The organism is Silvimonas sp. JCM 19000, assembly GCF_054652575.1.
Genome location: NZ_BAAIHC010000002.1, coordinates 60,776 through 74,370, shown reverse-complemented (window position 1 = coordinate 74,370; position 13,595 = coordinate 60,776). Strand labels below are relative to the sequence as shown.

Annotated in this window: 13 protein-coding genes; 6 read left to right on the top strand and 7 right to left on the bottom strand. The window is 62.0% G+C overall.

The window, feature by feature from the left end:
* Positions 1–62: 62 nt before the first annotated feature.
* Positions 63–908 (top strand): carboxylate/amino acid/amine transporter, encoded by an 846-nt coding sequence (locus ACYQ1A_RS02670; RefSeq protein ID WP_499360002.1) that lies wholly within the window; start codon positions 63–65, stop codon positions 906–908.
* Here ACYQ1A_RS02670 and alkB read toward each other — a convergent pair.
* Together alkB and ada are read right to left on the bottom strand one after the other, a co-directional pair.
* Positions 905–1,567, bottom strand: a complete 663-nt coding sequence (gene alkB / locus ACYQ1A_RS02665; RefSeq protein ID WP_499360000.1) for a DNA oxidative demethylase AlkB — start codon at positions 1,565–1,567, stop codon at positions 905–907. The genes ACYQ1A_RS02670 and alkB overlap by 4 nt on opposite strands.
* Before the next feature lie 2 nt (positions 1,568–1,569).
* Positions 1,570–2,697 (bottom strand): bifunctional DNA-binding transcriptional regulator/O6-methylguanine-DNA methyltransferase Ada, encoded by a 1,128-nt coding sequence (ada, locus tag ACYQ1A_RS02660; RefSeq protein WP_499359998.1) that lies wholly within the window; start codon positions 2,695–2,697, stop codon positions 1,570–1,572.
* 105 nt (positions 2,698–2,802) lie between these two features.
* Between ada and ACYQ1A_RS02655 the strand changes: the two genes are divergently transcribed.
* Positions 2,803–3,306, top strand: a complete 504-nt coding sequence (locus tag ACYQ1A_RS02655) for a cupin domain-containing protein (protein WP_499359997.1) — start codon at positions 2,803–2,805, stop codon at positions 3,304–3,306.
* Positions 3,307–3,370: 64 nt separating this feature from the next.
* On the opposite strand, the gene ACYQ1A_RS02650 is transcribed toward ACYQ1A_RS02655, so the two are convergent.
* Positions 3,371–4,798 carry an MFS transporter gene (locus ACYQ1A_RS02650; protein WP_499359995.1) on the bottom strand — a complete coding sequence of 476 codons (1,428 nt, stop codon included), beginning with the start codon at positions 4,796–4,798 and terminating at the stop codon, positions 3,371–3,373.
* A 58-nt stretch (positions 4,799–4,856) separates the two neighbouring features.
* Between ACYQ1A_RS02650 and ACYQ1A_RS02645 the strand changes: the two genes are divergently transcribed.
* On the top strand, positions 4,857–5,813 hold the full coding sequence (locus ACYQ1A_RS02645) for a LysR family transcriptional regulator (protein ID WP_499359994.1): 957 nt from the start codon (positions 4,857–4,859) through the stop codon (positions 5,811–5,813).
* Positions 5,814–5,837: 24 nt separating this feature from the next.
* On the opposite strand, the gene ACYQ1A_RS02640 is transcribed toward ACYQ1A_RS02645, so the two are convergent.
* Positions 5,838–7,406 carry an MFS transporter gene (locus ACYQ1A_RS02640; protein WP_499359992.1) on the bottom strand — a complete coding sequence of 523 codons (1,569 nt, stop codon included), beginning with the start codon at positions 7,404–7,406 and terminating at the stop codon, positions 5,838–5,840.
* A 161-nt stretch (positions 7,407–7,567) separates the two neighbouring features.
* On the opposite strand from ACYQ1A_RS02640, the gene ACYQ1A_RS02635 reads away from it, so the two are divergent.
* Entirely contained in the window at positions 7,568–8,200 is a 633-nt protein-coding gene (locus ACYQ1A_RS02635; protein ID WP_499359990.1) for a TetR/AcrR family transcriptional regulator, read from the top strand.
* Here the strand turns inward: ACYQ1A_RS02635 and ACYQ1A_RS02630 are convergent.
* Entirely contained in the window at positions 8,187–9,281 is a 1,095-nt protein-coding gene (locus ACYQ1A_RS02630) for an aldo/keto reductase (RefSeq protein ID WP_062225362.1), read from the bottom strand. The genes ACYQ1A_RS02635 and ACYQ1A_RS02630 overlap by 14 nt on opposite strands.
* 85 nt (positions 9,282–9,366) lie before the next feature.
* Between ACYQ1A_RS02630 and ACYQ1A_RS02625 the strand changes: the two genes are divergently transcribed.
* Positions 9,367–10,284, top strand: a complete 918-nt coding sequence (locus ACYQ1A_RS02625) for a LysR family transcriptional regulator (RefSeq protein WP_499359988.1) — start codon at positions 9,367–9,369, stop codon at positions 10,282–10,284.
* Positions 10,285–10,340: 56 nt separating this feature from the next.
* On the opposite strand, the gene ACYQ1A_RS02620 is transcribed toward ACYQ1A_RS02625, so the two are convergent.
* Positions 10,341–11,960, bottom strand: coding sequence for a methyl-accepting chemotaxis protein (locus ACYQ1A_RS02620; RefSeq protein ID WP_499359986.1), 1,620 nt, complete (start codon positions 11,958–11,960; stop codon positions 10,341–10,343).
* Between the two features lie 140 nt (positions 11,961–12,100).
* Positions 12,101–12,589, bottom strand: a complete 489-nt coding sequence (locus tag ACYQ1A_RS02615) for a nuclear transport factor 2 family protein (RefSeq protein ID WP_499359984.1) — start codon at positions 12,587–12,589, stop codon at positions 12,101–12,103.
* A 110-nt stretch (positions 12,590–12,699) separates the two neighbouring features.
* Here ACYQ1A_RS02615 and argP point away from each other — a divergent pair, with 110 nt between their 5' ends.
* Positions 12,700–13,593 carry an HTH-type transcriptional regulator ArgP gene (gene argP / locus ACYQ1A_RS02610; protein ID WP_499359983.1) on the top strand — a complete coding sequence of 298 codons (894 nt, stop codon included), beginning with the start codon at positions 12,700–12,702 and terminating at the stop codon, positions 13,591–13,593.
* Positions 13,594–13,595: the final 2 nt, after the last annotated feature.

The following is a 13,595-nucleotide window of genomic DNA, read 5'->3' as shown; positions in this document are numbered from 1 at the left end:
CGATTTGGCACGCGGCTGTTGTATGATGCCGACCTCTTCCGCAGAAAATAGTGCAGTGCACCATGCCTTATCTCGCCGCCATTACCCTGGTCTGGGCCGTGTCGTTCAACTTGATCGGCGTGTTTCTGGCCGGACAGGTGGATAGCGACTTTGCCGTGCTGACGCGGGTGGCGCTGGCGGGTCTGGTGTTCTTGCCGTTTACCCGCTGGCGCCAGCAGGCGCCCGGCCGCGTGCTGGGTACCATGCTGGCGGGGGCGCTGCAGTTCGGGCTTACCTATCTGTGCCTGTATCGCTCGTTCCGCTTTCTGAGCGTGGCCGAGGTACTGCTCTTCACCATCTTTACGCCTATCTACGTCACCTTGCTGGACGACCTGTTGCAGCGCCGGTTTCAGCCACGCGCCTTTGTCGCCGCGCTGGTGGCCGTGGTCGGCTCATTGGTCATCCGCTACGACCATATCGATAGCAATGCCCTCACCGGCTTTTTGCTGCTGCAGCTAGCCAACGTGACCTTTGCCGCCGGCCAGGTCGGCTATCGCTATGTGGTGCGGCGTTATCCGGATACCCAGCCGCAATATCGCAGCTTCGGGTTCTTTTTTCTGGGCGCTTTGTGCGTGGCGCTACCGTCGTGGCTGATCTTTGGCAATATGGCCAGACTGCCGCACACGCTCACCCAGTTTGAAGTGCTGGCTTTCCTTGGTTTGATCTCGTCGGCGCTGGGCTTTTACTGGTGGAACAAAGGCGCCACGCAAGTTGATGCCGGCACGCTGGGTGCAATGAACAATATGCATATCCCGGTCGGGCTGTTGATCAATCTGCTGGTGTGGAACCAGAACGAGAACATCCCGCGTCTGCTGCTCGGCGGCGTCATCATGGCCAGCGCCCTGCTGATCAACCGCCGCCGCGCCTAGCGCACTTTGCGAAATGTCAGGTTGATGCGGCATTCGCCGGTGGCCGGGTGGCTACCCGCTGCCAGCGGTGCCACCCCGTGGTAAGCCAGCCGCGAAGGCCCGCCCCAAACCACCACATCACCATGCACCAGCCGATGCCGCGCGGTTTTGTCATTGCGTTGCAAGCCGCCAAACAAAAAGGTGGCCGGTAATCCCAAGGACACCGACACAATCGGCGCGCGCTGATCCAGTTCGTCCTTGTCCTGATGCAGCGACAAGCGCGCGCCTGCCACATAGCGATTGATCAAACACGCTTGCGGCTCAAAGTCCGAATAGCCCGCCGCCGCCGCCGCGCGCCGCGCCACCCCGGCAAATAAAGTGGGCAACGCAGGCCAGTGCAAGCTGGTTTGCGGATCAATCGGATCGTAACGATAGCCCCGTCGATCCGACACCCAGCCCAGACCGCCGCTATTGGTCATCGCCACCGACATGGTGTAACCGCCCGGGGTCACCAGATGACGAAATGGCGCAGCGGCTTCGATGCGCCCGACTTCGGCCAGCAAAGCGGCTGCCTCGGGCAAAACAAAGCCGTGCAGCAGCCATGCCCCGTCCGCCAGCGGCGTGCGCGTGTCGGCAGCGGGCGTATCTTCGGCGAATAAATCAAGCGTATAGCCAGCCATGCTTATCCTGTGGTGGGTACCGCCGCAGCGGCTGTAGATGGGCACAGCGCGCGTTCCAGCTCGATCAAAGCCTGTTTGCGCGCGATGCCCCAGCGATAACCCGACAGCGCGCCATCATTGCGCACCACACGGTGGCACGGGATCGCCACCGCCAGCGCATTGGCGGCGCAAGCCTGCGCCACTGCCCGCACGGCTTTGGGCGCGGCGATGCGGGCGGCGATTTCGGTGTAACTGACCGTGCTGCCCGGCGGGATTTCGCGCAGCGCCTGCCACACCCGTTGCTGGAAGGCGGTGCCGCGTATATCCAGCGGCAAATCCAGCCCCAGTTGCGGCGCTTCGACAAAGCCGATCACTTGCGCCATCCATTGTTCAAATTGCGTATCGCCGCCTATCAAGTCGGCATGGGCAAAACGGTCTTGCAGATCGGCCACCAGCGCGGCGGGGTCATCGCCCAACAAAATACTGCATACGCCCAGCGGCGTCGCCGCCACCAGTATTGCGCCCAGACTGCACTGGCCCACGCCAAAGCGGATCTGCTGGCCCGGCGCGCCTTTGCGATAGCCGTCCGGTGTCATGCCCAGCATGTCCGGCGCGGCGGCATAAAAGCGGCCGCTGGAATTGAATCCAGCCTCATAAATGGTTTCAGTCACACCCGCCCCCGCTGCCAGTTGCTCGCGCACGCGGCAGGCACGTTCTTGCTGCGCATACGCTTTGGGGGTAACGCCGGTATGGGCGCGAAACAGCCGGTGAAAATGCGCACGGCTTAAGCCCACCGCCGCGGCCAGATCTGGCAATGCGGGCGGTTCGGCACTGGTTTCCAGGATACGGCAGGCGGCGGCGATGGCCGCAGCCTGGCGTTCGGCCAACGATGCCGCATCCGGATGGCAGCGCTTGCACGGGCGTAAACCGGCCGCCCGCGCATCCGCGCTGCAATCGTAAAACGCCACGTTGGCGCGCAAGGCATGGCGGCTGGGGCATGACGGCCGGCAATACACGCCGGTGGTGCGCACGCCATACCAGAACACGCCATCGGCGGCCGCGTCACGCGTCAGCATGGCCTGCCAGCGTGCCTCGTCCGTCGCGTAATCAGTATTGCGGGTTTCTTGTTCCATAATGTCCAGAGCGACCATGATGCTGTCCTCAGTCTCAACGATACACACAGCTTGCCGCGATGCTTATGCCCACGCACTCCGCCGAGTGCTTTCAAATCAGGATTCGCTTTGCCGGAGCCCACCATGACCGACCGCGCAGCCGAACTCGCTCAAAAACTGATCCGCAATTTTAATGAAGTTGAACTGGAACACGATACGCGCGCGCCACTTTATGACTCGATGTGCGCGCGGCTAGCGCTGGGCACGGTGGCGCGCAAACTGGGTGCCAGCGTGGATACGGTGGCTGCGGGCAAGATGTCCTGCCCTTATCACGCACATCATGCGCAAGAAGAAATGTTCATCATCGTGCAAGGTCACGGCACCTTGCGCGTGGCCGATACGCATGTGCCGGTCAAAGCCGGAGATGTCATTTTTATTCCGCCCGGCCCGGAATACCCGCATCAGCTCATCAATACCTCAGACGCGCCGTTGCAATATCTGTCGATCAGCACGCGCGATACGCCAGAGATTGTGGAGTACCCCGATTCAGACAAGTTTCAGGCCAGCGTTACGTTGACGGACGGCACGCGTTTTGTGGCGCTGCAGCGGCGTGGGCAGAATCTGGATTATTGGGATGGCGAGCCGTAAAACCGCTCAGGGCCTGGCTCGCGTGTGGCGCGCACGCCTTGCACATCCCAGCAGGCAGCAGGCGTCAGGCCTTGCTCTGTGACGGCGTGGTGCGGTCAGTACTGGCTAACCGCATAAAGCTGACACCGGCTGCGACGACCGCAAAGCCCGCGCCCAGCACCAGACTCATGCGCGTGCCGTGCAGCGGAAACAGGCCAAACATCAATGCCACCAGCGACGCACCGGTGGTCTGCCCCACCAGCCGTGCGGTGCCCAGCATGCCGCTGGCACCGCCACTGCGCTGCGGCGGGGCCGAGCTCAGCAGCGCAAAATTATTCGGCGACTGGAAGAACCCAAAGCCTATGCCACACAAAGCCATGCGCCAGATGATATCGCCGTCACTGGGCGCGCTCGGCAGCATGCCCAGCAATAACAGTCCCAGCGCCAACAAGGCCAGGCCGACGCCACCGAGTGCGCCGGGTGGATATTTCTTTTCCACCAGCCGGCCCGCCAGCGGCGCGATCACCACAATCGCCAGCGGCCACGGCGTCAGCAGCAGCCCGGTTTCGGTAGCGCTGCGGCCCAGGGTTTCTTGCAGATAAAACGGCAGCGACACCATGCCCAGCATCTGCGCGCAAAACGAACAGACCGACGTACCCACTGACAATGCAAACATCGGAATCCGCAGCAAATCCACCGGCAACAACGGTGAAGTCAGCGTCAATTGGCGTTTAACAAAGAAGTAGCCCACCCCAATGGCGATCACCAGCATGGCGCTGATCAGCCAGCGATTGGCCTCGTGACCAAAGCCGTTGATGGCAAAAATCAGAAAGCCGAAGGTTATGGCATTCAGCCACGCGCTTTGCATATCAAAACCATGCGTGGCCTGATGTGGATTGTCCGGCAGCGCGCGATAGCCCAGTGCCAAAGCCAGCAGACCAATCGGCAAGTTGACGGCGAACAGCCATTGCCATGAGGCCACCGACAAAATCGCCGCCGCCACGGTCGGCCCGGCCGCGCTGGACAAGGCCACCACCAGCGAATTGATCGCCATGCCGCGCCCCAGATAACGTTTGGGATAAATAATGCGCACCAGCGCCGTGTTCACACTCATGATCCCGGCCGCACCAAAGCCCTGCACGATGCGCGCCAGCGTCAAGGTAAGCAGCGAATCCGACAAGGCACACAACACCGACACCAGGGTGAAGGCGATCAAACCCAGCTGATACACCCGGCGATAGCCAAAAATATCGCCGAGTGAGGCGAACGCCAGCAAAGACACCGTGGTCGCCAGTTGATAGGCATTAACCACCCAGATCGAACTGGCGGGCGTGGCGTGCAGATCGCGCGCGATGGCGGGCAAGGCCACATTGGCGATGGCGCCATCCAGCACAGCCATGGTGATGGCCATAGCGATGGCCAGAATGGCCCAGGTGCGCTGCGGCAGGGGCAGCCCATCGGCAGGGGCATCTTTCAACAGGGTTTGCGGGGCGGCTGAGGCGGCTTGGGTCATGCGGCAATTCCGGGCGGTGCGACGGTCAGACTGGCCAGTCTAGAAAAGCACCCGCTTAATGTCGATAATATCAATCGACCCGTTTGATACGCATTTCGACTGGATGGAACGCTCGATGGAATTGCGCCAACTTGAATACTTTGTCGCCGTGGCGGAAACCCTGCATTTTGGCCGCGCCGCCGAACGGCTGGGCATGACCCAACCACCGCTCAGCCAGCAAATCCAGGCGCTGGAACGCGACCTCGGCGCGCAATTGTTCGAACGCACCAACCGCCGGGTTTTGCTGACCGGCGCGGGCCAGGTGTTGCTGGATAACGCGCGCACCATATTGCAAGCGGTAGCGCGCACGCGCGAACAGGTGCAACGCGCGCATCGCGGCGAGACCGGCGAGTTGCGGCTGGGATTTACCCCGTCCGCGCCCTTTACCGAAGCCTTCTCGCAAGTGCTGCGCGAATTACGCACCGAGATGCCGCAGGTCAATCTGGTGCTCAACGAGATGTCTTCGCAAGCGCAGGTCAATGCCCTGATCGAGCGCCAACTCGATATCGGCATGATACGTGGCCTGAGCCTGCCCGCCGGGATTGAAGCGATGGAGGTCAATCACGAGCCCATGGTGGTGGTGCTGCCCAGCGACCATCCAGCCGCGCAAGGCGACCCCGCTGTACCGATTCCACTGGCGCATTTTGCCCATGAGGATTTCGTCTGCTTTCCGCGCAATATCGGCATCGCCTTGTACGAGCAGATCATGGCGCTGTGCCGCGCGGCTGGCTTCAAACCGCGGGTGACGCAAGAGGCGCGCGAGCCGTCCACGCAGATTGCGCTGGTGGCGGCCGGGTTTGGCATCGCCATCCTGACCGGGCTGCAGCAACGCATCCAGGTCGATAAAGTCACCTACCGGACGCTGGCTGATGAAGGCGCGCGCACGGCGGTGTGGATGATTTATCGCAAAGAGCGCCATAGCGAGCTGGTACAAGGCGTGATCGATCGAGTGCGGGCACGCAGCACCGGCCGTTAGGGCCAGCGCCACGTGCCTGCCGCATCAATCCTCGGCTTTGGCCGCGCACAGCACCGGCTGCAGGGCGGGCGCAGGCACGGGAGCCACGCGCAAGGTCAGATAGGCAATCAGCCCGGCCACAAAGGTTAATGCGGCCAGCGCCAACGCCATCTCGCGGAATGCTTCGCCATAAATGGCCACCCATGCCGCATGCGCCACGCCGGGCCATTGCTGCGCCGCCTGATGCAGGTCGCCTGCCGCCAGCGTATTCGACAAGCTCACCACCGGCACTTCGCCGCTCAGATGGCTCAACACCGCGCCTTGCAACAAGCCGACCAGCACCGCACCGGTGATAGCCAGCGCGACCGATTCACCGGCGACGCGCACCGTGGCAAAGAAGCCAGTGGCCATGCCTGCGCGTTCACGCGCCACCACGCTGATCGCCAGATCGTCCATCAAGCCCCAGGGCAAGCCTGCGCCGACCCCGATCAGCAACATCGGCCAGGCAAAGGTCGCGCCGGACGAGCCGGGCTCGATGCTGGCCAGCCACACCATGCCGACGGTGGAAATAACGAAACCGGCCAGGCACAAGGCGGCAGCGCTAAACCAGCGCGTCAGCAGTGCGCCGAGGAAGGGCACAATCAGCATCGGCGCCGCCAGTGCCACCATCATCAAACCGGCATGCACCGGATCCCAACCTTCTACCCCGATAAAGCGCACCGGCAGCAGAATCAGCGGCACCACAAAGCTGAAAGCCGTACCAAACGGCAGCGCCTGCGCGCCCAGAAAGCGCCGATTGCGGAACAGGCTCAGATCCAGCATCGAGCGCGGATGGGTTCGTTCCACCTGGATAAAAATGCCGAGAAACACCAGCGCGCCGCCGAGCAAAGCCAACGTCGAGGCGCTGCTCCAGCCCGATTGCGGGCCTTGCATAATGCCCAGATTGAGCAGCAGCAACAGCGCGGTAAACGACAGCGTGCCCCAGACATCCACGCCCTTGGCATCCGGATCCCGCGATTCATGCATGCGCGGTACGCCGAACAGCAGCACCAGCGCGCTGATGACCACGCTGGTCATAAAGATCGAGCGCCAGCCCATGTTCTCGATCAGAAAGCCCGCCCAGACCGGCCCGAAGGCAAGGCCAACTCCAAAGCTGGTGCCCAGCAGGCTATAAGCATGCGTGCGCGCCGGGCCTTCGAATTCATGCGCAATCGAGGCTGAACCCCCGGCCATGGTGGTGGCGGCGGCAATGCCTTGCAGCGTACGCAAAAAGATCAGGGTGCTGAGATCAGGGGCAAAGGTTTGTGCCAGCGAGGTCAGCCCGAATGCCACCGTGCCCCACGCAAACATGCGCTTGCGGCCAAAGCGGTCCGCTAGTGCCCCCGCCGCCATCACCGCGCTGCCGAACGCCAGGATAAAGGAATTGACCACCCAACCCAGCGCCAGCGGGCTGCCGCCTAACGTTTTGGCAATGGCGGGAATGGCAATGCCGGGCGCCGTAAAGCTCAGCGGCATCATCATGCCGGCCAGGCAGACCGCCGCCAGCACCAGCGTATTGCCTTTGGGCGCGGTGCTGTGGGGTGGATGATCGAGGGGAATGCGGTCGGACGTCATGGGTAGTTCTCCAGTTGGCATTTGGAAACGTCGGGCGGCCAGGCTTGCGCTGCCAGACGCTGTCGCAATATATTTGTAGTGATCGACACAAATATGATTGCCACGCTCAAATGCGCTGTCAATCATTTTTTGTAGTGGTCGTTACAGAAAGGAATCGCATCATGGCTGAAAGAGGCCGTCCACGCTGTTTTGACCGGGAAGCCGCCCTGCGCAGCGCCATGAATATTTTCTGGCGCTACGGCTATGAAGGTTCGTCGCTGGCGCAGTTGACTGAGGCCATGGGCATTAACTCGCCCAGCTTGTATTCCAGCTTTGGTTCCAAACAAGGTTTGTTCCGCGAGGCGGTGGACCAGTACGACGCCGAAGAAGGCGCCGATATCCGCCAGGCGCTGGATGCGCGTGACGACGTGCGCGCCGCCATCCAGCACATGCTGCACACCAGCGCGCAGTGCTTTAGCGAGCCCGGCAAACCCGCCGGTTGTATGGTGCTGCTGGCCGCCACCAACTGTACGCCTGAGAACAACGGCATCTGGGAATACATGAGCGAGCGGCGCAAGCGCTCCACCGCCATCCTGCAAGCGCGGCTGGATCGCGGTATCGCCGACGGCCAGATTCCGGCCACTGTCGATACCGAAAAACTGGCCGCATTTTTTGGTGGCGTGCGTAATGGCATGAGCATCCACGCCCGCGATGGCGCCTGCCGTGATTTGTTGCTCGCCATGGCCGACGCCGCCATGGCCGGGTGGGAACAACTGATCGCCGCCCCCGCCCCCGGCCGCGTTACCCCTGCGTAACGATGGCCGTGGCGGGTGCGTAACCGCTGGGGTGGCTCAGCACCGGCACATTGCCATGGATGCGGTACTGATGGTTGTCGGCAAACATGTAATACGGAAACGCCTGGGCTGGCGCGCTGGCCGCATCCAGCCGCGCAACCAGCTCGGCGGGAATAGCGAAATGGTTGGATTGCAAGGTCTGCCGCAGTTGTTCCGGTCGGGTGGCCCCCACAATCACGCTACTCACGCCTTTGCGGTGCGATAACCAGTTCAGCGCCACTTGCGCCATCGGCTGGCCCAGTTCGGCCGCCACCTGTTCCAGCGTCGCCACTATGGCGAAGTTGCGCGGCGTCAGCTTGTCAAAACCGGGCGCCGGATTCGCCGCCATGGCCTGCAAGCGGCCTTCGCCAAACTGGCCGGTGGCGCTGGGCTTGTATTTGCCCGACAGCAAACCGCTGGCCAGCGGGCTCCACGGCACCAGCCCCATGCCCAGCTCAACCGCCAGATCAGCAAACTCGTGTTCGGCGTTGCGCTCAATCAAGGAATATTCCAGCTGCAGCGCCGCCACCGGTTCAAAGCCGCGCCATTGCGCCAGCGTTTGCGCACGGGCGGCGTACCAGGCGGGCACATCCGACAGGCCGACATAACGGATCTTGCCGGCACGCACCGCGTCATCCATGGCGCGCATGACCTCGTCCACCGGGGTGAGCTTGTCCCAGGTATGCAGGTAATACAGATCGATGTAATCGGTGCCAAGCCGCTTGAGTGACCCTTCCAGCGCGCGCAGCAAATTCTTGCGCTGATTGCCGCCGGCGTTGGGGTTGCCGGGCTCGGCGTTGTAGCTGTATTTGCTGGCCAGCACCACGCGATCCCGCACGCCCGCAGCCGCAATCATTGCGCCCAGCCATTGCTCGCTGCTGCCATTGGTATACATGTCGGCGGTATCGATAAAGTTGCCGCCGCTTTCCAGATAGACATCGAACAAGGCCTGCGCCGTGGCGCGTTCCACGCCAAAACCCCATTCCGTGCCGAAGGTCATGGCGCCCAGGGCGTACGGGCTAACGCGTAATCCGGACCGGCCCAGCAATTGATAAGTAGACATGATCGTGCTCCGTAGTGATTGAGTTCGTGTCATGCATACTGCGCCCAGCTATTCTGCAGAAAAATCGGTACTGGATGGATAGACTATGAAGACAGGCTTCAAAATCGACCCGGCCCAATTGCCTGCCCTGCTGGCATTCGAGCGGGTGGCGCGGCACGGCCAATTCAGCAAGGCGGCGGACGAGCTGGGCGTATCGCCCTCCGCCTTGTCGCAAACCATACGCACGCTGGAACGCCGGGTCGGCGTGCATTTGCTCAACCGCACCACCCGCCGCGTCAGCGTAACCGAAGCCGGCATGCGTTTGCTGGCGGGCGCGGCGCCCGGCCTGGCGCAGATTGAAGCCGCGCTGGCCGAGCTGGAAGACCTGCGCGAACAGCCGTCCGGCACGCTGCGCATCAATCTGCCGCGCATTGCCTACCGGCTGGTGATTGCGCCCCATCTGGCCGGGTTTATGCAGGCTTATCCCGAATTACGCGTCGAGTTCCGCATGGAAGAAGGCATGAGCGATATCGTCGGCGACGGCTATGACGCGGGCCTGCGTTTTGGCGAAAGCGTGGCGCGGGGCATGGTGGCGGCGCGCCTGGGCGGGCCACGGCGGATTGCGGTGGCGGGCACGCCGGATTACCTGGCGCGCTACGGCCGTCCGCAGACGCCCGAGGATCTGCAGCACCATGACTGCCTGCATTACCGCTTTGTCAGCAGCGGCCGTTTATACGCCTGGGAATTCAGCCGCGACGGCCGCGAATTTGAAATCGAGCTGGCTGGCCGCCTGGTTTACAACGATATCTACGATATGGTCGATGCCGCCCGCCGTGGACTGGGCCTGCTGCATATCACCGAAGACCTGATCGCCAGCGACGTGGCCGCCGGCACGTTGGAACGGGTGCTGGAAAGCTGGTGCGCGCCCTTCCCCGGCTTTTATCTGTACTACCCGCATCGCGCACAAATGCCGCGCAAATTGCGCGTGTTTATCGACTGGTTTCAAAGCCGCAACAACGGTTGAATGCAACAAAGGCGCTGTGCAGCGCCTTTGTGCTTGCCGTGTTCATCCCAGCGCATTTACAGGCGGAACTTGCCCACCATCTGGTTAAGACGTTGCGCCACCAACTCGATCTCGCCCGCCGTATCGGTAGCACGATGGATCGAAGCGGTGGTTTCTTCCACCATTTGCGAAATTTCTTCGACGCGGCCCGCGATGCTGTTGCTGGCCTCGCTTTGTTCACGCGTGGCGGTGGCCATTTCGTTCAGGCGTGCCAGCGTGGCTTCGGCGCCAGCATGAATGCGTTGCAGCGATTCGGCCACGTGCTGCGCCATTTCAACGCCATGCTGCACTTGCGGCAGCGCCTCATCCATCACGGTGACCACCGAATCGGTTTCGGATTGCACGGCGGTCAGCATCTTCTCGATATCCACCGTGGCACTGCTGGTGCGCTCAGCCAGTTTGCGCACTTCATCGGCCACCACCGCAAAGCCACGGCCTTGCTCGCCCGCGCGGGCCGCTTCGATGGCCGCGTTCAGCGCCAGCAAATTGGTTTGCCCGGCAATCTCTTTGATGACGGCGGCGATACTGGAAATCTCGCGCGCTTTGGCATCCAGATCACGGATCTGGCCCGAGGCGCGTGACACGCTGCCCGCGATATGCCCCATGGCGGACGAAGCCAGATTGACCTGGCCGACGCCTTCGCCCGCCAGTTCGGTGGCCATGCGCGAGGTCTGCTCGGCATCGCCGGTGTTGTCGGAAATATGGTTGATGCTGACGGTCAGCTCTTGCATTGCCGCAGCCATGGTCGAGGTCGAATCCGTCTGACGCCCGGCGGCAACCGAAATCTCGCGGCTCGAGGTGGCGATTTGCGACGCGTTTTGCTCCAGCTGGCGCGCATCACGGGCGATCTCGCTCATTACGCTGCCCAGCGTGGTCTGCATGCGTTCAACTTCGCCCAGTATGCTACCCGGCCGCGCCCGACCGCTGTTGCCGCTCTGCACCAGGTCACCCGAAGCCACGCGCGTGACCAGCTTGACCACCTGATCCGGTTCACCGCCCAAGGTCAGCACCAGCTGGCGTACGGCATAGATCAGCACTGCGCCGATAATGGCGGCCAGAATCAGACACACGATCACCTGCCAGCGCGCATTGCTCCAGAAGCGGGCATCGGCTTCGGCAAAGCTGATGCCGCTCCCCACCACCCAACCCCATTTGGGCGTGCGTACCGCCACCGACAACAGGTCGACCACCTTGCCGTCGCGTTTGGAATCCCACCAGTACTCAGTCAGCGCACCGCCAGATTTATCCAGCGCCGCCGCAGCAATCGCGCCTACGCTATTGCCTTTGGAATCCTTGAAGTCATTAAAACTGGTGCCATGCAATTGCGGATCGAGCGGCGTGGCCACAAACACCAGTTTGTCGTCGGTGACATAAACGTATTCCGAGTCGTGGTATTTGTTTTCGCGCAAGATCTGCGTAGCGACCGCCTTGGCATCGGCCTCGCTCATCTTGCCGCTGGCGGCCACATTTTCCAGCTGCACGATGGTGTTGTAAGTGGTTTTGACCAGTTGGGTAATGCGCGCATGGTTATCGGTATTGCTGGCCGTACGCAGCACGTACAGGCCCACCAGCATGGTGCCTAGCAAGAACACCAGCACCAGCACTGTAAGGCTCCACGCCTTTTGTTTTAACGTCATGACCATTTCCCCTGAGTTTGCTTGCAGCTTTCTGTGAGCGTTATTGCCGTAACGGCTGGTCAGCAATATGACTGATCAATGACAAATTGAGAATCCCCCGTGCGCCATTTGTGCGCAGCAGCCGCACCACAACAGCGCCCTCACCCGCCCGCATTCGCCTGTTGTTTTTCGCGGTAACGTGCCAGCGAGGTACGCGCCTGCTGGCGTATGGCCGCTTGCACCGGCGGCAGCCAGCCCAGCAGCAAGCCTTTAACGCCCAGCGCCTGGCGCGCCCAGCGATACAGATCAAAGCGGTCTTCATGCGTGGCAATGCGGCCGTCGGCAAAGCTGAAACGCGCGTGCACGCGATTGACCACGCGCCGTCCCGTCTGACTAAAGCGGTAAACCGCCACCCAATCGACCTGAGCACCGTGTTCGTCGGCGTCGATTTCGCCAAAGGTTAAAGAAAAGTCTTCAGCGCGCGTGGTCAGCATTTGCCACATGGCTGCGATTTCGTCGCCATGCAAAGTGCCAAACGCCGGATCGCTAAATACCGCGTCCCGGTTGTAACAGGCGGCCATGCTGCGTGCGTCGCGTTGTTGAAAAGCCAGATAGAACTGGCGGATTAAATCGGTATGCGGATGAGCCATTACAGAATCTGGGTTATAAGTATGCGTACAGCATAGTCGATCAACGGTGCCGCGCGAGCGCGGGCGCGTGTTTGATCTGTTCCGCTTTTGAACGGGCCGTCTTGAGCGTCATGAATCTCGATCCCAAACAAACCGATGCATTGCGCGCCGTGGTGGAAAGCGGCAGCTTTGAGCAAGCCGCGCAGGCCTTGTTTTTAACGCCGTCGGCCGTGTCACAGCGCGTACGGGCGCTGGAAATCCGCATCGGCAGCGCCTTGTTGCTGCGCACCCGGCCGGTGCGGGCCACGCAGACCGGACAACGCCTGCTGCAATATCTGCGCCGCGTGGCTTTGCTGCAGCACGATCTGGACGATGAACTCAATCAGGCCGGGCAGGCGCCGTTGTCGATCAGCGTGGCGGTCAACGCCGATAGCCTGGCCACCTGGTTTATGCCAGCGCTGGGGCAATTGGCCAGCCAGCATCGCATCTTGCTCGATCTGATCGTCGACGATCAGGAACATACCTATGAAGTGCTGGAATCGGGCATGGCCATCGGCTGCGTCAGCACGCAAGCCAAAGCCATGAAAGGCTGTTTTGCCGCAGCGCTGGGCAGCATGCAGTATCGGCTGGTGGCCACGCCCGCCTTTGCCGCGCAATGGTTTGCCGACGGCCTGAACCGCAATGCCGCCCGCGTGGCGCCGGTGGTGGCACAAACGCATAAAGATGAATTACAGGCGGCGTTTCTCAAAAAACATCTGGGCCTGCCGCCACGCAGCTATCCCTGTCATTACGTGCCAGGCACCGAGCCGCAACGCAGCGCCATCGCGGCGGGCATAGGCTACGGCATGCTGCCGCAACGCCTGATCGGCCCCGCACTGGATGCGGGTAGCCTGGTCGATTTAGCACCCGCGCACACGGCTGAGGTGGCGTTGTTCTGGCATGCGTGGCAGGTGCAATCGCCGCGGCTGGAGGCGCTATCCAGCCAGTTTGTGGCGCGCGCGCAGGCTTTGTTGGCGCAACCATAAGC

Coding starts and splice junctions, on each gene's coding strand:
- alkB (WP_499360000.1), bottom strand. CDS start 1,567: ATGGCTGGCTATACGCTTGATTTATTCGCCGAAGATACGCCCGCTGCC.
- ACYQ1A_RS02670 (WP_499360002.1), top strand. CDS start 63: ATGCCTTATCTCGCCGCCATTACCCTGGTCTGGGCCGTGTCGTTCAAC.
- argP (WP_499359983.1), top strand. CDS start 12,700: ATGAATCTCGATCCCAAACAAACCGATGCATTGCGCGCCGTGGTGGAA.
- ACYQ1A_RS02635 (WP_499359990.1), top strand. CDS start 7,568: ATGGCTGAAAGAGGCCGTCCACGCTGTTTTGACCGGGAAGCCGCCCTG.
- ACYQ1A_RS02615 (WP_499359984.1), bottom strand. CDS start 12,589: ATGGCTCATCCGCATACCGATTTAATCCGCCAGTTCTATCTGGCTTTT.
- ACYQ1A_RS02630 (WP_062225362.1), bottom strand. CDS start 9,281: ATGTCTACTTATCAATTGCTGGGCCGGTCCGGATTACGCGTTAGCCCG.
- ACYQ1A_RS02625 (WP_499359988.1), top strand. CDS start 9,367: ATGAAGACAGGCTTCAAAATCGACCCGGCCCAATTGCCTGCCCTGCTG.
- ACYQ1A_RS02650 (WP_499359995.1), bottom strand. CDS start 4,798: ATGACCCAAGCCGCCTCAGCCGCCCCGCAAACCCTGTTGAAAGATGCC.
- ACYQ1A_RS02640 (WP_499359992.1), bottom strand. CDS start 7,406: ATGACGTCCGACCGCATTCCCCTCGATCATCCACCCCACAGCACCGCG.
- ACYQ1A_RS02620 (WP_499359986.1), bottom strand. CDS start 11,960: ATGACGTTAAAACAAAAGGCGTGGAGCCTTACAGTGCTGGTGCTGGTG.
- ACYQ1A_RS02655 (WP_499359997.1), top strand. CDS start 2,803: ATGACCGACCGCGCAGCCGAACTCGCTCAAAAACTGATCCGCAATTTT.
- ACYQ1A_RS02645 (WP_499359994.1), top strand. CDS start 4,857: ATGTCGATAATATCAATCGACCCGTTTGATACGCATTTCGACTGGATG.
- ada (WP_499359998.1), bottom strand. CDS start 2,697: ATGGTCGCTCTGGACATTATGGAACAAGAAACCCGCAATACTGATTAC.